Source organism: Nocardiopsis ansamitocini (assembly GCF_030268225.1).
GTDB classification, from domain to species: domain Bacteria; phylum Actinomycetota; class Actinomycetes; order Streptosporangiales; family Streptosporangiaceae; genus Nocardiopsis_D; species Nocardiopsis_D ansamitocini.
Window position 1 is genome coordinate 234,603 of the sequence record NZ_BSQG01000003.1, and the last position, 18,925, is coordinate 253,527.

General features: G+C 69.6%; 16 protein-coding genes. 11 read left to right on the forward strand and 5 right to left on the reverse strand.

From position 1 onward, the window contains the following. Positions 1 to 25 precede the first annotated feature (25 nt). Entirely contained in the window at positions 26 to 1,063 is a 1,038-nt protein-coding gene (locus QSJ59_RS10775) for a thiamine pyrophosphate-dependent enzyme (RefSeq protein WP_432707464.1), read from the reverse strand. A gap of 804 nt (positions 1,064 to 1,867) precedes the next feature. Here QSJ59_RS10775 and QSJ59_RS10780 point away from each other — a divergent pair. The 6 genes from QSJ59_RS10780 (at position 1,868) to QSJ59_RS10805 (ending at position 9,672) form a co-directional block, all read left to right on the forward strand. Next, on the forward strand, positions 1,868 to 2,353 hold the full coding sequence (locus tag QSJ59_RS10780) for an Lrp/AsnC family transcriptional regulator (RefSeq protein ID WP_285759127.1): 486 nt from the start codon (positions 1,868 to 1,870) through the stop codon (positions 2,351 to 2,353). A 113-nt stretch (positions 2,354 to 2,466) separates the two neighbouring features. After that, the gene (locus QSJ59_RS10785; RefSeq protein ID WP_285759128.1) at positions 2,467 to 4,182 is read left to right on the forward strand and encodes an acyclic terpene utilization AtuA family protein; all 1,716 of its coding nucleotides are present in this window, start codon (positions 2,467 to 2,469) and stop codon (positions 4,180 to 4,182) included. Next, positions 4,179 to 5,774: an acyl-CoA carboxylase subunit beta gene (locus QSJ59_RS10790; protein WP_285759129.1), complete on the forward strand. Its 1,596-nt coding sequence runs from the start codon at positions 4,179 to 4,181 to the stop codon at positions 5,772 to 5,774. Before QSJ59_RS10785 ends, QSJ59_RS10790 begins: the two co-directional genes overlap by 4 nt. A 20-nt stretch (positions 5,775 to 5,794) precedes the next feature. Further along, positions 5,795 to 7,768 carry an acetyl/propionyl/methylcrotonyl-CoA carboxylase subunit alpha gene (locus QSJ59_RS10795; RefSeq protein ID WP_285759131.1) on the forward strand — a complete coding sequence of 658 codons (1,974 nt, stop codon included), beginning with the start codon at positions 5,795 to 5,797 and terminating at the stop codon, positions 7,766 to 7,768. Between the two features lie 48 nt (positions 7,769 to 7,816). After that, on the forward strand, positions 7,817 to 8,974 hold the full coding sequence (locus tag QSJ59_RS10800; protein WP_285759132.1) for an acyl-CoA dehydrogenase family protein: 1,158 nt from the start codon (positions 7,817 to 7,819) through the stop codon (positions 8,972 to 8,974). A gap of 86 nt (positions 8,975 to 9,060) precedes the next feature. Then, the gene (locus QSJ59_RS10805; RefSeq protein WP_285759133.1) at positions 9,061 to 9,672 is read left to right on the forward strand and encodes a TetR/AcrR family transcriptional regulator; all 612 of its coding nucleotides are present in this window, start codon (positions 9,061 to 9,063) and stop codon (positions 9,670 to 9,672) included. 126 nt (positions 9,673 to 9,798) lie between these two features. Here QSJ59_RS10805 and QSJ59_RS10810 read toward each other — a convergent pair whose 3' ends face one another. Next, a complete protein-coding gene (locus QSJ59_RS10810) occupies positions 9,799 to 10,068 on the reverse strand; it encodes a hypothetical protein (RefSeq protein WP_432707465.1) in 270 nt (89 codons plus the stop codon). 576 nt (positions 10,069 to 10,644) lie between these two features. On the opposite strand from QSJ59_RS10810, the gene QSJ59_RS10815 reads away from it, so the two are divergent. After that, positions 10,645 to 11,325 (forward strand): hypothetical protein, encoded by a 681-nt coding sequence (locus QSJ59_RS10815; RefSeq protein WP_285759134.1) that lies wholly within the window; start codon positions 10,645 to 10,647, stop codon positions 11,323 to 11,325. A 3-nt stretch (positions 11,326 to 11,328) separates the two neighbouring features. Next, positions 11,329 to 11,784 carry a hypothetical protein gene (locus tag QSJ59_RS10820; RefSeq protein ID WP_285759136.1) on the forward strand — a complete coding sequence of 152 codons (456 nt, stop codon included), beginning with the start codon at positions 11,329 to 11,331 and terminating at the stop codon, positions 11,782 to 11,784. Positions 11,785 to 11,844: 60 nt separating this feature from the next. Here the strand turns inward: QSJ59_RS10820 and QSJ59_RS10825 are convergent, their stop codons facing one another. From QSJ59_RS10825 to QSJ59_RS10835, 3 genes are all read right to left on the reverse strand, one after another. Then, positions 11,845 to 12,621 carry a class I SAM-dependent methyltransferase gene (locus QSJ59_RS10825; protein ID WP_285759137.1) on the reverse strand — a complete coding sequence of 259 codons (777 nt, stop codon included), beginning with the start codon at positions 12,619 to 12,621 and terminating at the stop codon, positions 11,845 to 11,847. A 325-nt stretch (positions 12,622 to 12,946) separates the two neighbouring features. Next, positions 12,947 to 14,056 (reverse strand): alpha/beta hydrolase, encoded by a 1,110-nt coding sequence (locus tag QSJ59_RS10830; RefSeq protein WP_285759138.1) that lies wholly within the window; start codon positions 14,054 to 14,056, stop codon positions 12,947 to 12,949. A 43-nt stretch (positions 14,057 to 14,099) separates the two neighbouring features. Then, a complete protein-coding gene (locus tag QSJ59_RS10835) occupies positions 14,100 to 15,062 on the reverse strand; it encodes a LysR family transcriptional regulator (RefSeq protein ID WP_285759140.1) in 963 nt (320 codons plus the stop codon). 132 nt (positions 15,063 to 15,194) lie between these two features. Here QSJ59_RS10835 and QSJ59_RS10840 point away from each other — a divergent pair, with 132 nt between their 5' ends. From QSJ59_RS10840 to QSJ59_RS10850, 3 genes are all read left to right on the forward strand, one after another. Continuing rightward, positions 15,195 to 16,634: a M20 family metallopeptidase gene (locus QSJ59_RS10840; RefSeq protein WP_285759142.1), complete on the forward strand. Its 1,440-nt coding sequence runs from the start codon at positions 15,195 to 15,197 to the stop codon at positions 16,632 to 16,634. An 83-nt stretch (positions 16,635 to 16,717) separates the two neighbouring features. Next, positions 16,718 to 17,980 (forward strand): MFS transporter, encoded by a 1,263-nt coding sequence (locus tag QSJ59_RS10845; protein WP_285759143.1) that lies wholly within the window; start codon positions 16,718 to 16,720, stop codon positions 17,978 to 17,980. An 81-nt stretch (positions 17,981 to 18,061) separates the two neighbouring features. Then, positions 18,062 to 18,916 carry a tryptophan 2,3-dioxygenase gene (locus QSJ59_RS10850; protein WP_285759145.1) on the forward strand — a complete coding sequence of 285 codons (855 nt, stop codon included), beginning with the start codon at positions 18,062 to 18,064 and terminating at the stop codon, positions 18,914 to 18,916. The last annotated feature ends 9 nt before the right edge of the window (positions 18,917 to 18,925 follow it).

The following is an 18,925-nucleotide window of genomic DNA, read 5'->3' on the forward strand; positions in this document are numbered from 1 at the left end:
GGACGGTTCCGTCCAGAAACGGGGGTCATTGCTCGACCTCGTCGCGCCAGACCCGGTGCTGGCGGCGCAGCTCCTCGGTGGGCTCGCGGTAGACGTGGGCGAACATGTCCGAGCCATCGGGGGGCGGCAGTACGCTCACCTCGTCGCGGACGCGCACGCACTCCGCGCGCACCCGGTCCTCCACATCGGTGAAGAAGTCGGCGTTGGCGTGTTTGTCCCGTTCCAGGGCGCGTCGCATCAGGAGCAGCGGATCGCGTTCGCGCCAGCGCAGTTCCTCGGCCGGATCGCGATAGCGACCGGCGTCATCGGAGGTGGAGTGCGGATTGACCCGGTAGGTCAGCGCCTCGATCACGGTGGGACCGCCACCGGCGCGGGCGCGTTCCAGCGCTGCCCGGGTCGCCTCGAACACCGCGACCACGTCCTGGCCGTCCACGGTGACCCCGGGCATCCCGTATCCGGCACCGCGCGCCGCTATGGAGCCGCCGGCCACCTGGGCGGAGTTGGGCACCGACAGTGCCCACTGGTTGTTCTGGCAGAAGAAGACCACCGGGGAGCCGAAGACCCCCGCGAAGTTCATCGCCTCGTGGACGTCGCCCTCGGAGCTGGCGCCGTCACCGAAGTAGGCGATCGCGCAACCGGGGCCGCCGCGCAGCCGTTCGCCCAGCGCCCAGCCCACCGCGTGGGGGACGGGGCCGCCCACGACGGCGTTGAGGCAGGAGAACCGCGAGGCGATCGGGTCGTAGAGCCCGCCGTGCCACAGGGCACGGTGGCTGGCCAGATAGCCGACCAGGTCCACGCCCATCGTGACGGCCACGGCCAGCTCGCGATAGGTGGGGAAGGCGAAATCGTGTTCGGGGTCCAGGGCTGCGGCGCTGCCGACCTGCGCGGCTTCCTGCCCGTGCAGCGATACGTAGGCGGGGAATACGCCCTGGCGCTGGAGGGCGATCGCTTCGCCGTCCAGCATCCGTGCGGCGAGCATGTGGCGATAGAGCGTGCGCAACGTTTCGGGTGCCAGCGTTCCCGCACCGGTTTCGATGCCCTGCGCGGTCTTCTCGGCGTGCATGTCGGGCGACTCCCTCGTGACCGGGGCGAGACGAGCTCTGGTCCGGCGTTGCCGGTATGCATCAGTGTGCGGAAGAGTTGACACTTTCGCTAGATTGCGACCAGGAGTCGATACGTAAAGTTCCTATCTGCTGATTTTCGTTCTTAAATGTCTAAAATATTGGGGAGTGCTGGCGGGTAAACGCAACACTCTGCTCACCCCTTGGCCAACCGTCGAGATCGGGGGTGCAGAGGGGGATGGGGAGGGGGTCGGTCGCCGGGAGGAAAATGCTGCCAGTTCGATTCGACCGACAGGCGGCGGGCGGATCCGTGTGACGAATAAAGGGTGCGCCGAAAATCGCCCCCCGCTGGCGTGAGGGTGAATAAAAATTGCTGGAACTGTGGTGGGTTGAACGAGGGGGATGCCTCTGTTTCGCGAGTGTAAAGAAAAAAGGTCGGCCTTTTCGGGAGCTGCCGATCGGGTCTGTGGTGCCGCTGTCGCCCCGTGCGCCCGGAGGGGGACATGGTTCTGTCGGGCCAGGCCATGGCGGGAGTCGGCCGTCAAGGGTGGTCGACTCCCGTCGGGGCCGATCGCGGGCGGGGCAGAAAATCCGGATGCCCGCCGAAAGAATGAGTACGGTGCGTCACTTTCCGATTCGGGAGAGTGGTGGAACGGTTGTGTGCGGGCGCGTCGGCGGTGTGCCCTGTTTTTGTCGGGAAAGCGCTTCATAATGATTTTTCGTCTCGGCAATTGAGAAGCAAATAGACGCAGCATCAATAATTCTGATATTTCATTACGAGACATCTAGCGGCTTGGAGCGCGGACATGGCCAACGGCGAGCAGCAACGTCCGGGGCGGCTTCCCGACGCCACCGACACCACCATCATCGGCGCGCTCGCCGATGACGCCCGGACCGGCATCACCGAGGTCGCCGCCATGGCGAACGTCTCCCGGGCCACGGCCTACAACCGGATCAAACGGCTCACCGACGACGGGGTGATCCGCGGATACTCGGTGGTCACCGACCACGTGAAGATGGGTCTGGGCGTCACCGCCCTGGTGCTGATCTCGGGCAGTCAGCCCGACTGGCGCGCCAACCGGGAGGTGCTCTCGTCCTACCCGGAGGTCGAGTACTGCTGGTACGTGGTCGGTTCCGCCGATATCGTGTTGCTCGTCCGGGTCGCCGACACCCATCAGCTCCGCGATCTCATTCTCACCCGGCTCCAGGCGCTCCCCGGTGTGACGGCCACCCAGACCCTGACGGTCATCGACGAGGTCGTCCACCGCCCGGTGGTCCGGCCCCCGGAGTAGTCCGAGCCCGCCGGCGGCGGTCGCCGTCCGAAGTTCCGGCGCTCCGGGCGGTCCGCGATAAAAACCGGCACGCATGCTTGTTTTGTCGGACGCGCCGTGTCACCCTCGTGCCCATGACCGGCACGCCACTGCGCATCGGCAACGCCTCAGGGTTCTACGGCGACCGCATCGACGCCGTGCACGAGATGCTCACCGATGGCGAACTCGACGTGCTCACCGGTGATTACCTGGCCGAACTCACGATGCTCATCCTCGGCAGGGACCGTCGCAAAGACCCCGCGCGCGGGTACGCGCGCACCTTCGTCCGCCAGATGGAGGACTGCATGGGTCTCGCCCTGGAGCGGGGGGTCACCATCGTCACCAACGCCGGCGGACTCAATCCCGGCGGCCTGGCCGCCGAACTACGCGCCATCGCAGCCCGCCTGGGATTGCAGCCGCGGATCGCCCACGTCGAGGGCGACGACCTACTGCCCCGGGCCGTGGAACTCGGGTTCGGCCGGCCCCTCACCGCCAACGCCTACCTGGGCGCCTGGGGCATCGCCCACGCACTCGACACCGGGGCCGACATCGTCGTCACCGGCCGCGTCACCGACGCCTCACTCGTCGTGGGACCCGCCGCGGCCCACTTCGGCTGGCGGCGCACCGACTACGACGCCCTCGCCGGCGCGGTCGTGGCCGGACACATCATCGAGTGCGGCGCCCAGGCCACCGGCGGCAACTACGCCCTCTTCACCGACCTCGGCCCCGACCGCGACCTCCGGCATCCGGGTTTTCCCATCGCCGAGGTCCACGCCGACGGTTCCTCCGTCATCACCAAACACCCCGGCACCGGCGGGGCGGTCACCACCGGTACCGTCACCGCCCAACTGCTCTACGAGATCCAGGGGCCCCGCTACGCAGGCCCCGACGTCACCGCCCGCTTCGACACCGTCGAGCTCGCCCAGCAGGGGCCCGACCGGGTCCGCGTCCACCCCGTCCGCGGCGAGGCCCCGCCCCCCGACACCAAGGTCTGTCTCAACCGCATCGGCGGCTGGCGCAACGAAGCCGTCTTCGTGCTCACCGGCCTGGAGATCCCCGCCAAGGCCGCACTCGTGCGCGAACAGTTGGAGACCGCGCTGGGCGCCGACGCCCCAGCCGAACTCCGCTGGACCCTGGCCCGTACCGACCAGCCCGACGCGGCCACCGAACAGCAGGCCAGCGCGCTGCTGCACTGCGAGGCCAAGGACCCCGAACGCGCAGCGGTGGGGCGCCCGTTCACAGCCGCAGCCGTCGAGTTGGCGCTCGCCTCCTATCCGGGCTTCCACGTCCTCGCCCCTCCGGCCGACGCCGCACCCTACGGCGTCTACCACGCCGGCTATCTCGCCTCCGAGCTCGTGGAACAGGTTGTGGTGCTGGCCGACGGCGAGCGTGTCCCCATCGCCGGGCCCCGGGAGACCCGCCCTCTCGCCGAGCTCCCCCAACCCACGCCACCGCCCTACCGGCCCTCTTCTTCCGCCACCCGATCCGTTCCGCTGGGCCGTCTCACCGGCGCCCGCAGCGGGGACAAGGGCGGCTCCGCCACCCTCGGGGTCTGGGCCCGACACGAACGGGCCTGGCCCTGGTTGGCACACACCCTCACCGTCCAGCGGCTGCGCGAACTGCTGCCCGAGACGGCCGAACTGCCGATCCGTCGGCACCTCTTCCCCCGTCTGCACGCGCTCGCCTTCGTGGTCGACGACCTGCTCGGCGAAGGCGCAGCCGCCCGGGCCCGTTTCGACCCACAGGCAAAGGGCCTGGGCGAGTGGCTGCGCGCCCGCCACGTCGACGTCCCTGAGGAGCTCGCCCGGTGACCGTCCTGCGCTCGACCCTCGACCCCACTAGCGGCGACTACGCGGCCAACCGCACCGCCATGCTGGACAAACTCGCCGCACTCGACACCGAGCACGCCAAAGCACTGGCCGGGGGCGGGGAGAAGTACGTGCGCCGCCACCGCGGACGCGGCAAGCTCACCGCCCGCGAACGGATCGAACTCCTCCTCGACCCCGACTCGCCCTTCCTGGAACTGTCGCCGCTGGCCGCATGGGGAAGCGACTATCCGGTCGGCGCCAGCGTGGTCACCGGGGTCGGCGTGGTCGAGGGGGTCGAGTGCGTCATCGTGGCCAGCGACCCGACCGTTCGGGGCGGCTCCAGCAACCCCTGGACCGTCAAGAAGACCTTCCGGGCCATGGACATCGCCGCCCAGAACCGGCTGCCCCTGATCAACCTGGTGGAGTCCGGCGGTGCGGACCTGCCCAGCCAGAAAGAGATCTTCATTCCGGGCGGACGCCTGTTCCGCGACCTCACCCGCCTCTCCGCCGACAAGATCCCCACCATCGCCGTCGTCTTCGGCAACTCCACCGCCGGCGGTGCCTACGTACCGGGGATGAGCGACCACGTCGTACTCGTCGACCGGCGCTCCACGGTCTTTCTGGGCGGTCCGCCCCTGGTCAAGATGGCCACCGGGGAAGACAGCGACGACGAGTCCCTGGGCGGGGCGCGTATGCACGCCCGCGAGTCGGGACTGGCCGACCATCTCGCCGCGGACGAACCCGACGCCATCCGTGTCGCCCGGCGCATCGTCGCCCGACTCGGTCAACGCACGCCTGACCGCCCGCGGCGGCCCGTCCACCCACCGCGCGCCGACCCCGAGGAGCTGCTCGGCGTGGTCCCCGGTGACCTCAAGGTTCCCTTCGACCCGCGCGAGGTGATCGCCCGTGTCGTGGACGACTCCGACTTCGACGAGGTCAAGCCGCTCTACGGTGCGAGCCTGGTCACGGGGTGGGCCCGCCTGCACGGCTACCCCGTCGGCATCCTCGCCAACGCCCAGGGCGTTCTCTTCAGCGCCGAGGCGCAGAAGGCCGCCCAGTTCGTCCAGCTCGCCAACGCCGCCGACACCCCACTGATCTTCCTGCACAACACCACCGGCTACATGGTGGGCCGCGAATACGAGCGCGGCGGCATCATCAAGCACGGCGCAATGATGATCAACGCCGTCGCGAACAGCGGGGTCCCGCACCTGTCGGTCCTGATGGGCGCCTCCTACGGCGCCGGCCACTACGGCATGTGCGGGCGCGCCTACGACCCCCGCTTCCTCTTCGCCTGGCCCAGCGCCAAGTCCGCTGTCATGGGGCCGGCCCAGTTGGCCGGAGTGCTGTCCATCGTGGCCCGCCGGTCCGCGCTGGCCAAGGGGAACCCCTATGACGACGATGCCGACGCGGCCATGCGCGCCATGGTCGAGGCCCAGGTGGAATCGGAATCCCTGCCGGCCTTCCTGTCCGGCCGGCTCTACGACGACGGAGTCATCGACCCCCGCGACACCCGTACCGTGCTCGGCCTGTGCCTGTCCGCTGTGCACAACGCCCCGGTCCGCGGAGCCGACGGCTTCGGCGTCTTTCGGATGTGACCCCGTTGATGGAGAGCACCGTGCCCACGACCCGTATCGAGACCCTGCTCGTGGCCAACCGCGGCGAGATCGCCCGACGTGTCATCCGCACCTGCCGCGACCTCGGCATCACCACCGTCGCGGTCTACTCCGACGCAGACGCCACCGCCCCGCACGTCGACGAGGCCGATCTGGCCGTGCGCCTCCCCGGCACGGCCCCCGCCGACACCTACCTGCGTGCGGACCTGCTCGTCGCCGCAGCCCGCGCCACCGGCGCCGACGCCCTGCACCCCGGCTACGGTTTCCTCTCCGAGAGCGCGGCCTTCGCCGCCGACGTCCTCGCTGCCGGGGTGACCTGGATCGGGCCTTCACCCGAGGCGATCAGCCGCATGGGCGCCAAGATCGAGGCCAAGCGGCTCCTCGCCGAAGAGGGCCTGCCCGTCCTACGGCGCCACGACCCCCACGAGGTCACCGAAGAACTGCTCCCCGTACTGGTCAAGGCGTCCGCCGGCGGGGGCGGGCGCGGTATCCGCGTGGTCACCGAACTCGCCGGGCTGGAACGGGCCGTGGCATCGGCGGGCGCGGAGGCCGCAGCTGCCTTCGGCGATCCCGCTGTGTTCTGCGAACGCTATGTCCGCCACGGCCGTCACGTCGAGGTCCAGGTTCTCGCCGACACCCACGGCACCGTGTGGACACTGGGCGAACGCGACTGCTCCGTCCAGCGTCGCCACCAGAAGATCATCGAGGAGACCCCCGCACCCGGTCTGCACGACCGGCTGCGCACCGACCTCGCCGCAGCGGCCACGCGCACGGCCCGCTCGGTGGGCTACGTCGGCACGGGAACCGTGGAGTTCCTGGTCGAACCGGACGGCGCCTTCTGGATCCTGGAAATGAACACCCGGCTCCAGGTGGAGCATCCCGTCACCGAGTGCGTCACCGGGCTGGACCTCGTCGCCTGGCAGGTGCGCGTGGCCGAAGGCGCACGCCTGCCCGCCGACGCCCCTGCCCTGCGCGGCCATGCGGTGGAGGCGCGGCTCTACGCCGAGGACCCCGCTGCCGGCTGGCGGCCCTCCCCGGGGGCCCTGTTCGCCCTGGACGTCCCCGGCGTGCGCGCGGAGTTCGCCCCGCTCCCCGAACCCGGCGTCCGCCTCGACGCCGGAGTGCGCGGCGGCGCGCAGATCACAACCTCCTACGACCCCATGCTGGCAAAGGTGATCGCCTGGGCACCCGACCGAGGTGAGGCGATACGCCGACTCGCCGCGACCCTGCGCCGCACCCGGCTGCACGGCGTCACCACCAACCGCGATCTCCTGGTGCGGATCCTGACCTCGCAGGAGTTCACCGACGCCGAACTGCACACCGGATTTCTCGACGGACCGGTCCTGGCCGACCTCGCCCGACCGCTCGCCGACGCCGCCGCGACCCGGCTGTCGGCGTTGGCCGCCGCGCTGGCCGACGCAGAGGCGAACCGCGAGCGCGCCGAGATCTGGGCCGACGTGCCCTCCGGCTGGCGCAACCTGCCGTCACAACCGCAGGTCAAGGGCTACCGCGACACCACCGATACCGATATCGAGGTCCGTTACCGACACACCCGTGCCGGCCTTCGTGTCGAGAACCACCCCGGAATCATCCTTGCCGAAGCGTCCCCCCGTCGCGTGGTCCTGATCGAGGACGGAGTGCGTCGCGCCTTCGATGTCACGGCCTACCAGGATCTGACCTGCGTCGACTCCGGGCTCGGAGCCGTCCGCCTGGTCCCCCTCGATCGCTTCCCCGACCCCGCGGCCCGCCTCGACCCGGGCACCCTGCTCGCCCCCATGCCCGGCACCGTGCGCCGGGTGGTCGTCGCAGCCGGCGACACGGTCGAGTTCGGCCAGCCGCTGCTGTGGATGGAGGCCATGAAGATGGAGCACCGCGTCACCGCCCCCGTCGCCGGGGTCGTCAGCGTGCTGGAGGTCGGACCCGGCGCCCAGGTGGAGGCCGGAGCCGTCCTCGCAGTCGTCGACCCCCGCCCTTGACCCGCGGCCACCGCCCGTTTCACGTCACCGGAGCCCAAGGAGCCGACCATGGCCTTCACCGAACCCGCTGAACGCGTCGCCCTTCGCGAGGCCGTCGCCGCCTTCGCGGCCGACTACGGGACCGCCTACTTCCAGTCCCGCGCCAGGGCCGGGGAGTACCTCACCGACCTGTGGCAGGCGGCGGGCCGGTTGGGCTACCTCGGCGTCAACCTGCCCGAGGAGCACGGAGGCGGCGGGGGAGGGATCGCCGACCTCGCGGCGGTACTGGAGGAGCTGAGCGCAGCCGGCTGCCCCACGCTCATGATGGTGGTCTCCCCGGCGATCTGCGGAACCGTGCTGGCGCGTTTCGGCACCTCCGAGCAACAGAGGCGTTGGGTGCCCGCGATCGCCTCCGGCGAGACGATCCTGGCCTTCGCCATCACCGAGCCCGACGCCGGATCCAACTCCCACACCATCACCACCACCGCCCGCCGCGACGGCGACGACTGGCTGCTGACCGGCCGGAAAACCTACATCTCCGGTGTCGACGTCGCCGAGGCGGTGCTCGTCGTGGCCCGCACCGAGGACGCCCGGACCGGGCAGCTCAAACCCGCACTGTTCCTGGTTCCCACCGATGCCCCGGGATTCGAGGCGCGCCGCATCGAGATGGATCTGGTCAGCCCCGACCACCAGTTCGCCCTCTTCCTGGACGACGTACGACTGCCCGCCGACGCGCTCGTGGGCGATCCCGGAAACGGCCTGCGCCAGCTTTTCGCCGGCCTCAACCCCGAGCGCATCATGGCCGCCGCCCTGGCAACGGGAACGGCCCGTGACGCCTTGCAACGGGCCGTCTCCTACGCGCGCCAGCGCCGGGTCTGGGGAGTGCCCATCGGCGCCCACCAGGGGCTTTCCCATCCTCTCGCCCAGATCAAGATCGAACTGGAACTCGCTCGACTGATGACCCAGAAGGCCGCGGCCTGCTACGACGCAGGGGACGACGACGCGGCCGGTGAGGCCGCGAACATGGCCAAGTACGCTGCCGGTGAGGTGGCGGTACGTGCTGTCGACCAGGCGGTGCAGACCCTTGGGGGCAACGGCCTGGCCAGCGAGTACGGTCTCGGGGCGGCCATCGCGACGTCGCGCTTGGCCCGGATCGCCCCGGTCAGCCGGGAGATGGTTCTCAACTTCGTCGCCCAGCACTCCCTGGACCTTCCCCGGTCCTACTGAGCACAGTCGGTTCCACCGCGCAAGACCCCACCCGCAACGCCCGACGCGTGCCGCCACGACACCGAACGCCAGGGACGGAGAGGCAGATGACGGACGCCGCCACCGGGCGCGAACCGCGCCAGGAGCGCAGCCGCGCAACCCGGCACCGGCTGTTGGAGGCCGCACTGGAATGCCTGGCCGATGTCGGGTGGAGCGCCAGCACGGTGGGGAGGGTCGCCGCACTGGCAGGTGTGTCCCGGGGGGCGGTCCAGCACCACTTCCCCACCAGGGAGGCGTTGTTCACCGCCGCCGTGCGCCACATCAACGGGCGCCGAACCGAGGAGCTGACCCGCCGCGCCGCGGCACTGCCGCACGGTCCCGGCCGCACGGAGGCGGTCGTGCGGATGCTGGTGGAGTCCTACACCGGGCGTGAGTTCGCGGCGGCGGTCCAGCTGTGGGCCGCGGCGGCCAACGACCCGGCCCTGCGTGCCCACGTGCTCCCCTTGGAGGAGGACGTGGGGCGTGAGGCGCACCGCAACGCCCTCGACCTACTGGGCGCCGACGAGTCGCAGCCGGGGGTGCGCGAGTCGGTGCAGGCCACCCTCGACCTGGCCCGCGGCCTGGGCCTCGCCGACCTGCTCACCGACGACCGGGTCCGGCGCACCCGCATCATCGAACAGTGGGCCAGGACCCTCGACGGGGTCCTGGCCCGGACGTGATGCCGGTGCGGGCGCGAGAGTGGGGGCCGCACCGGGGCCGCGTGCCGTCGTGCTGTGCGGCCTTCTCAAAGACGCGCCCGGCTGCCCGGTCGCGGCGGCGGGTCTCCCGGAGCCGACGCGCGCTGGTCACGAGCCGCCGAACAGGCGCCGTCCGCAGTACTTCTTGTGGGCGGCCTGCTTGGACACTCCCAGGGCCGATGCGATCTGCGCCCAGGTGGCGCCGTTCACGCGCGCCCGGCGAACCAGCACCGCCTCCGCCTGCTCGACCTCCGCGCGCAGCTGCGCCAGTGACGCCAGCCCGGCCATCGGGTCGTCGTCGGCCACGTCCTGCGCCAGCACCACCATCTTCTCCGCGCCCATGGGGAAACCGTAGTCAACGGGTGGGGCGTGGTCCATTCCCGGATGCGCCGAGCCCTCGGGGGGCGAAACATCGGGGCCGTCCGTCCCCGGCCGGTAGGCGGCTTTCAGAAAATCTACCTTGTAAAGGTAGGGCTTATCTGGAAATTAGGAGTCGGCGCCGTCGATAGACGAGGGGCAAGCACGTCCCGGGGCGGTTCACCCGAGAACTCCGACCAGCCCCGGCGAGCCCTCTCGGTGTCGACGGTGGTCAAGCTCTCCCTGTCGCACCGGTTCACAGAGTAGGGCGTCGTTGGAGTCGGTCGCCGGCAAGTCGCCGGGACCGCCGTCGGTTTCGACCGGGACGACGCCGGTACCGTCGCGCATGCCGCGCTCGGCCGCCCGGCCCCCTTGCCTTGCGATCGCAGTATGGCGACGGTAGTTCGGTTCGGTGCCGCCGACACTGCAATCGGCCGATTCCGGCCACCATTTTCGTGCGCCATTCGAGCGATTAATTTTTTGTGGCTCCTGGATTTTTTCCTTCGGGGGGTGTATCTGGACGCGGCCAAGCGGCCTGTCGTGATGGCATTTGGGATATGAATGGTGTGACGTTTTCGTCCGGGAAAAGGAAAACAAGTGGAAAAAGGGAAAATCGGATTTTCCTGTCTTGTCGTCCTCGTTCTGCTGTCCTCGTTTCTGTTCGGTACGGCTTCCGCGGAAACCGATCCGGCCAACCAGGGGGCCTACACCGTCACTTCCGTCGACGACGGTGTCCGGTCGACCCTGCGTATCACCCTCGAACCCGAAACGGACGGTTCGCTTCCGGAGCTTACCGCTGCCGAGCAGGAACAGATCGATGCACTCCTCGCCGAGTCGAGCGTTGGTGCCGCTCCGCTTGCGGAGGGAGGTGGCGCGGCTCCTCAGGCGCAGACCCTGGCCGGAAAGAAAAAGGGTCCTTTCTTGATGAAATGCGACAAGAATTCGAAATGGTCAGACGGAAACGGCACGCTCAACGCTCGGTTCAACTGTCGGAGCAACGTCATCAACTGGGGGTATGAAATCTCCACGAAGGTGCGTGGAATCATTACCGGGCAGGTGAACGAGAGGGGGGTCAGCTGGTGGAAGAACGGTACGAGGATACCGAAAGGCGCGCCGCATCTGGTGGGCAAGAACTGCCATTTCCATGGCACGCTCAAGCCGGTGAAGAGCGGTGATGTCGTACAGTTTCAGGATTACATGACATTTCGGGTGAGGGTCGGCGGCAAGACCGGTACCGGCTCGATCACCTGGGCGTCCAACGTCAAGGCCGGGAAGTAAGCAATGGATGCGACCGCCACTTCTGTTCGCCGTTGGGCCGAGGACATCCTGGGGCAGCTCGCCCCACCCCCCGGCTGCACGCTCACGGTCGCGGAACCGCCCTTCGGCGGTCCCGCCCCGACCTTCGAGGGAAGCCCGGGGTTCACGTCACGACTGGCGGTCGACTGGGACGCCGATTTGAAAGACCCGCTCCACCTCGACGCCTCGGTCGTCGTGGGGTTCCCCGACGGGTCGGCGGTCGGCGTCGAACTCACCGAGGCCATGACCGAGGCCGAGGCCGTCGTCACCCTCGCCGACCAGCTTCAGGACACCGTCATGGAGCACACCCACGGGGCCCCGGTCCCGCCGTGCCCCGGACACGGCCACCCGGCGGTGGCCGCAGTGGTGGACGGCGTCGCCTCCTGGACGTGCCCCGACGGCGACGGTGCGCACCGGCCCATCCTCACCGGGAGGGGGTAGCCCGCTGACGTGGTCGGTCAGGCTGCCGGGGAGAGGCCGGGGAACCCCGGGCCGGTTGAGTCAGGGCTCCCGGTCCTGTAGTGGTTTGCGGGCCTCGAAGAGCGTTCGGCAGGAGTACGCGACGAACGGGCCTTCGGCCACGATCAGTTCGTGCAGGTCCCGGAGGCGGTCGCGGTACCGCTCGACGGTGAAGCCCGGTACCGTCCAGAGCACCTTGCGCAGGAAGTACACGACCGCGCCCACGTCGAAGAACTCCATCCGCAGCCGTTCCATCGGGACGTCTGCTACCTCCAGCCCCGCCGCGCGGGCCTGCGCGGCCTCCTCCTCGGGGTGGCGCCGGCGGCGTGGTTCCCCGGTGAGCGGTCCCAGGAAGAACTCGGTCAATGCGAAGACCGTCTCCGGTCCCACGTGCTGTGCGAAGTACGTCCCGCCCGGTGTCAGCACCCGGGCGATCTCCGTCCACCACACGCTTGCCGGGTGCCGGCTGGTGACCAGGTCGAACACTCCATCGCCGAAGGGCAACGGAGGTTCGTCGCGCGCCGCGACGACGGCGACGCCGCGCGGCCCCAGGCGTGCGGCGGCCCTGGCGACGTTGGGCGGCCAGGACTCCGTGGCCACCATCACCGGCGGCAGCCGCTCGACGCCGGCCAGGACTTCCCCGCCGCCGGTCTGGATGTCCAGGGCACGCGACGCCGACCGCACGTGCTCGCCCATCAACCTCTGGTAGCCCCACGAAGGACGCTCCTCGGTGGCCCGCCCCTCCAACCAGGAGAAGTCCCAACCGTCCAGACAGGCCGAGTCGGCCTCGGCCACAAGTTCTTCGAAGGTGCGCGACATGACCGCATCATCGCGGCACGAGGGCGCGAAGCCAACCACTTTTGCCCCCGCGGCACCGGGGTGTGCCCGATTCGTTCACGACGGTTCGCTGTCCCCGGGACGCCATCGGTCCCATGCGTGCCAAGCGCAGATCCGACATGGCTCGGGCGTCTGTCCGACTTCCCCCCGTCCCCACCGCCCGCTCCGCGGCCTGATGGACGCGACCGGAATCAGCGCCGGCCTCGACCGGCTCACGCCAGGACAGGAGGACGGCGGCTGGACGGCGGACCGGGCGGTCCGTTCCCCGGCCGGGGGGCTGGACCGGCGCGGGGACGCGATCGTCGGGTCAGCGGGTGGTGTGCAGGCGGAGTTCCGTACAGATGCGGTCCCAGACGGGAGCGGTCGGGTCGATCACTGCGAAGTGGCCGCCGGTGTCCTCGATGACGGTGACCGGATCGGTTGCGGCGATCGCGTCCCGGACGTAGGCGCGGCTGGTCTCCAGCAGGTTCGGGTCGTCGTCCACGCAGCACACCACGACCTGTCGCAGACCCAGGGGAAGCCGGTGCGCAGGGGAGGACTCCTCGTAGATCGCGGATGCCGCGCCGTAGCGGCCGCCGAGGGCAGCCGACACCGCGCCTTCGCTCAGCCATCGTTCGTCGCCCAGCCGCAGGTCGAGTACCCCGGCCAGTGACACCGCCACCGTCGGGCACACCCGCATCTCCCCGTCGGCAACGGCGTCGGCGCATGCTCGCAGCGCCAGTTGCCCTCCGGCCGAATGCCCCAGGACCGCCACCCGGTCCAGGTCCAGCAGCGGTGCCTGTTCCAGGTCGGCGAGTGTGTCCACCGCCGCGGCCACGTCATCGGTCGTCGCCGCCCACCCGTGCTCGTCGGGCCGACGGTATTCGACGTTCCACGTGGCGTACCCGCGCGCGGTCAGGTCCACGGCCGCGGCGTCCATGAGGTCGTACTCCCAGCGCGAACGCCAGTACCCGCCGTGTACCAGCACGGCCACGGGGAACGGGCCCACGCCGTTCGGCAGGCGCAGTTCGGCGCGTTGTTCCCAGTGGTCGCCGTAGTCGACGACCTCGCCGGGAAAGAACCGGTGGTGGTACCAGCTGTCCACCGCGAAGCCGAGGCCGTCCAGTCCGCGCCCGCGGATGTGTGCCCGTACCCCGGCGGACCGGTCGGGGGAGCACTGGCCGAAATCCACCCGCAGTACCTCGGCAGCCCAGCCCCAGCCTCCCGGGCCGGGGTCCACCGAGCCGGGCACCACGATCGCCTCGCCGTCGGCGCTCGCGATCACCGACCGGATCTCGCTCGCGTCGCCTGCGACGACCAGTTCGCCACTCAGGCCGCGGGCCTCCAGGGCACGCGCGGTGATCTCCTGCGCGGTCCGGACGTGCGTCAGCGCGTCGGACGCGGCGACGATCGTCAGGTGGGGCGCCGGTGCGTTCATCGTCGGGGCACATCCCATCATGTCGGTGAGGAAGGGGAGCGGCTTACCCGCCGGCGGGCGGGTCGGGCGGGGCCATGCCCGACACCAGGATGGTGACGAGGTCGAGGACCCGGGTGCTCTGGTGCCGGCCCGCCATCGTCTGGACCTGGGCCCGACGCTGTTCGAAGACCGGGTGGTTCACCCGGACGTGGACCAGGCCCTCCGAGGGGGCGGTCTCCGCCCGTAGCGAGCTGGCCAGTGCCACGCCGCCCCCGGCCTTGGCGAACTCGTAGATCGGGGCGAACCTGCCGCATTCGAGGACCGGGCGGATGGTCAGCCGCTCCATCCGCACCGCTGCGTCGAACAGTTCCCGCTGGCTCGTGCCTTCCGAGGAGAGCGCCAGCGGGTGCTCGCACAGTTCGGCGAGGCCCACGGAGGAGCGGCCCGCGAGCGGGTGGTCGGGGCGCACCATCGCGAACAGCGGAACGACGACCGAGTGCTCGACCCGCACGTCGTTCTGCTGCCCGATCGCATAAGTGACGGCGATGTCGGACTGCCCCTCCACCACCTGGCGGGTCGCCTCCTCGCGGGTCACCACGTCCAGCCGGAAGGACACCGTTTCGTGCACGCGGCGCAGGGCGGCCATCGCCTGCGGCACCACACGGTAGGAGAACCCCTCCGTGCAGGCCACGCTGACGGTGCGCGATTCGGTGGTGTCGATGCTGCGGATCTCGGTCAGCAGTGCCGAGGTCTCGATCTCGGTGCGGCGCACGTGCGCGAGCAGCCGGTGCCCGGCATCGGTGAGCGTCATCCCGCGGGTGTGCCGGTCGAACAGGGAGGCGCCGACCTCGGATTCCAGTTTCGCGATCTGGCGGCTCACGGCGGAGGTCGCGATGTGGTGGCGTGCGGCGGCCTCGGTGACGGAGCCGGTGCGGGCCACCTCATGGAAGTAGACGAGAGCGGTGGGCATCAACCGCAGCACGGCGCGCTCCCTCCGCACGAGGCGGGAACCGGGTGTCCGTTCCACGGCAACAAACGCTTTCTTGACACTCGCTTTGCTTTATAAGCAAAGCCGACACCGGAAAACGGTAATGGTGCTGGCCGCGGAAGTGACGTTAGCCTCATGCGACGACTCTAACAGCAGCCGGGGGAAGCGCAGATGGATCGTGGTAGTGCTATCGACTTGGCCAGGCAATACTTTGACTCCGGTCGGTTTTTCACCGAGCTTTCCGCTTTGGTGGCGTATCCCACCGAGAGTCAGAATCGTGACCGGCGCGTTGCCATGGAGGCATACCTGTCTGAGGCGATCGAGCCGATCCTCGACGGCCTGGGATGCGAGACGCGCCTCTTCGCCAACCCCGACGAGGCGGGTGGCCCCTTCCTCGTCGCCACCCGGGTCGAGGACAGGGAGCTGCCCGTTGTCCTCTGTTACGGCCACGCCGACGTCGTCGTCGGACAGCAGGGCCGGTGGAGCGAAGGGCGCGACCCCTGGACGCTCACGGCGGTGGGCGACCGCTGGTACGGAAGAGGGACCGCCGACAACAAGGGGCAGCACCTGATCAATCTCGCGGCGTTGCGGCTGCTGCTCGACGAGCGGGGGAGTCTCGGCTTCAACCTCACGGTGCTGTTGGAGACCGGTGAGGAGATCGGTTCGCCCGGTCTCGCCGAGTTCGCCAGGCAGCACCGGGACCTGCTGGCGGCCGACGTGCTCATCGCCTCCGACGGCCCCCGGCTGCGCGCGGACACCCCCACCCTCTTCCTCGGCGCGCGTGGCGGAGTGACCATCGAATTGGATGCCGACCTGCGTGCCGGCTCCTACCACTCGGGCAACTGGGGCGGACTGCTGCGCAACGCCGCCACCACCGTCACCGGAGCCGTCGCCACCCTGGTGGACGGGCACGGGGTCATCACCTGCCCGGCCCTGCTGCCCGGCGCCCCCTCGGAGACGGTCCGCCGTATGCTCCACGAGGTGCGGATCGGCGGATCACCCGGGGATCCGACCGTCGACGAGGACTGGGCCGACCGTTCCCTCAGCGACGCGGAGCGGGTGTTCGCCTGGAACACGCTGGAGGTCCTCGCCCTGGAGGCCGGCGACGCCGCCAGCCCCGTCAACGCCATCCCGGGCAGGGCCCGCGCCGTGCTGCAACTGCGCTTCGTGGTCGGCACCGACCTGGACGGAGCGGCCGACGCCGTGCGTGCCCACCTGGATTCCCACGGCTATCCGATGGTCGGGGTGCGGGTGCTCCAGTCCTTCCCCGCGAGCCGGACCGAGCCGGACCACCCGTGGGTGCGCTGGGCGATCGCGTCGCTGGAACGCACTGTCGACGGGCCCGTCGCGGTACTGCCCACCATCGGCGGTTCCCTGCCCAACCACGTGTTCACCGACATCCTCGGCCTGCCCACGGTCTGGCTGCCGCACTCCTACCCCGGCTGTCTCCAACACGCCCCCGACGAACACCTGCTCGTCGACGTCGCGCGGCAGGGCCTCGAAATCGCAGCCGGTCTGTTTTACGACCTGGGAACCGCCGACCCCGCGACGCGCCCGCCGCGCCCGGCCGGACGCGCGGGCGCCTCCGACCTCGCCCCCACCGCACCGTGAACCAACGCCGCAGCCCCGGCCCGACCGACAACGGACCCCGGACCGTCGACAGGGAGAGTCCCGTGCCGCCCCACACCCACCCAGTGCCCCCCGCCAGGACGGGGCCGCGTCCGGCGCGCGTCATCGTCGCGGCGACCATCGGAAACACCCTGGAATGGTTCGACATCGCGATCTACGCGCTGTTCGCCATCTACATCGGCCGTAATTTCTTCCCCGCCGCCGACCCCGGCGTCGAACTGGTCCAGACGTTCGGCGTCTTCGGGGTGTCCTACCTGATCCGACCGCTCGGCGGCCTGCTCCTGGGCTCCTACGCCGACCGGAAGGGGCGCAAGAAAGCCCTGGTCCAGACGATCAGGCTCATGGTCGTGGGCACAGCCATGATCGCCTTCATGCCCACCTACGAATCGATCGGGGTGCTCGCGCCCCTGGGCATCATCGTCGCCCGCCTGATCCAGGGATTCGCCGCGGGCGGAGAGTTCGGCGCGGCCACTTCGCTCCTCGTCGAGCAGAACGGCGAACGCCGCGGGTTCCTCGGCAGTTTCCAGTTCGCCAGCCAGGGACTCGCCACCCTGCTCGCAGCCGGGTTCGCCGCGGGGCTCACCGCTGTGCTCTCCGACGCCGACATGACCTCCTGGGGGTGGCGCGTCCCCTTCGTGTTCGGACTTCTCGTCGGACCCGTCGGCTACGTCATCCGCCGCTACGTCGACGAGTCCCCGGCGGTGGCCGGGCGTGACACCGGGAACGCGTCCCCGGTCCGCGAGCTCTTCCGGCAGCACTGGGGCGGACTGCTCATCGCGGGAGGGGTGCTCGTGGTCTCGACCGCGCTCAACTTCATCCTCCAGTACCTGCCGACCTTCGGAATCAGCGAGTTGGGGCTCGCCCCTTCGCTGTCCTATGTGGCGCTGGTCATCACCGGGGCCATCCTCACCGTGGTCACCCCGATCGTCGGAGGGGCCTCCGACCGGTTCGGGCGGCTGAGGATCATGCTTCCCTCCGCCGTCCTGATCGGGGTCAGCGTCGTCCCGTTGTTCATGTGGTTGATCGCGGTGCCCTCCTTCGCGACCCTGGCGGCCATGATGGTTCTCCTCGGCCTGCTCAAAGCGCTGTACTTCGGGGCGCTGCCCTCGGTGATGGCCGACGCCTTTCCCGTCGGGGCGCGGGCGACCGGGTTGTCGTTCAGCTACAACACCACCGTGGCGATATTCGGCGGTTTCACCCCCACTATCGCCGCTGCCCTGATCGCCGCGACCGGCCAGCAGGTCTCCCCGGGGTACTACCTCTTCGCCGTCTCGTTCGTGAGCATCGCCGCTCTGCTGGGCGCGGTGCGCTTTCGCGGAATCCGGTAGCCCCGGGGCAGCGCCGGACAGGTAACGGAAAATACGATCAGTGGCCTGTTGGCCGAAGCGACGAGAAGGGTCGAGGACACCATGACGGTAGAGGCGAATTCCAGATCCCTGGAGAAGGAGATCGTCACCGACTTCAGCTCCCGAATGAGCTACGGCTCCTACCTGGAGCTGGAGACGCTGCTCAGCGCGCAGAACCCGGTGAGCAGGCCCGAGCACCACGACGAGATGCTGTTCATCGTCCAGCACCAGACGACCGAACTGTGGCTCAAGCTCGTCCTGCACGAGCTTCTCGCCGCGCGTGCGGCGTTCGACGCGGACGACATGAGCAAAGCCCTCAAGTGCATCGCGCGGGTCAAGCACATCCAGAAGACCCTGACCGAGCAGTGGTCGGTCCTGGCGACGCTCACCCCCACCGAGTACTCCGAGTTCCGTGGCTTCCTCGGCAACTCCTCGGGATTCCAGTCCCACCAGTACCGCGCCGTGGAGTTCGTCCTCGGGAACAAGAACGAGGGCATGCTCGCGGTTTTCGCGTCCGACCCCGACGCCCACCGGCTGCTCGCCGCGCTTTTGAGCGAACCCAGCCTCTACGATGCCTTCTGGCGCTGCCTGGACCGGCGCGGCTACGAGGTCCCGGCCTCGGCACTGGAACGCGACGTCACCAAGGCATATGTCAGCAACCCGGAGCTGATCGGGCTGATCACCTCGGTCTACACCGACTCCGAGAAGAACTGGGCGGTCTACGAGGCGTTCGAGGAGTTCGTCGACCTGGAAGAGAACTTCCAATTGTGGCGGTTCCGGCACATGCGCACGGTCCTGCGCACCATCGGCATGAAGCGGGGGACCGGGGGCTCCAGCGGAGTCGGTTTCCTCCAGCGCGCGCTGGAACTCACCTTCTTCCCCGAGCTGTTGGAAGCCCGAACCGAAATCGGTGCCTGACCCACCCGT

Excerpts from the sequence above, each read along its gene's own strand:
- QSJ59_RS10775 (WP_432707464.1), bottom strand. The coding sequence starts at position 1,063 with ATGCACGCCGAGAAGACCGCGCAGGGCATCGAAACCGGTGCGGGAACG.
- QSJ59_RS10780 (WP_285759127.1), top strand. The coding sequence starts at position 1,868 with ATGGCCAACGGCGAGCAGCAACGTCCGGGGCGGCTTCCCGACGCCACC.
- QSJ59_RS10785 (WP_285759128.1), top strand. The coding sequence starts at position 2,467 with ATGACCGGCACGCCACTGCGCATCGGCAACGCCTCAGGGTTCTACGGC.
- QSJ59_RS10800 (WP_285759132.1), top strand. The coding sequence starts at position 7,817 with ATGGCCTTCACCGAACCCGCTGAACGCGTCGCCCTTCGCGAGGCCGTC.
- QSJ59_RS10805 (WP_285759133.1), top strand. The coding sequence starts at position 9,061 with ATGACGGACGCCGCCACCGGGCGCGAACCGCGCCAGGAGCGCAGCCGC.
- QSJ59_RS10810 (WP_432707465.1), bottom strand. The coding sequence starts at position 10,068 with ATGGACCACGCCCCACCCGTTGACTACGGTTTCCCCATGGGCGCGGAG.
- QSJ59_RS10820 (WP_285759136.1), top strand. The coding sequence starts at position 11,329 with ATGGATGCGACCGCCACTTCTGTTCGCCGTTGGGCCGAGGACATCCTG.
- QSJ59_RS10825 (WP_285759137.1), bottom strand. The coding sequence starts at position 12,621 with ATGTCGCGCACCTTCGAAGAACTTGTGGCCGAGGCCGACTCGGCCTGT.
- QSJ59_RS10830 (WP_285759138.1), bottom strand. The coding sequence starts at position 14,056 with ATGAACGCACCGGCGCCCCACCTGACGATCGTCGCCGCGTCCGACGCG.
- QSJ59_RS10840 (WP_285759142.1), top strand. The coding sequence starts at position 15,195 with ATGGATCGTGGTAGTGCTATCGACTTGGCCAGGCAATACTTTGACTCC.
- QSJ59_RS10850 (WP_285759145.1), top strand. The coding sequence starts at position 18,062 with ATGACGGTAGAGGCGAATTCCAGATCCCTGGAGAAGGAGATCGTCACC.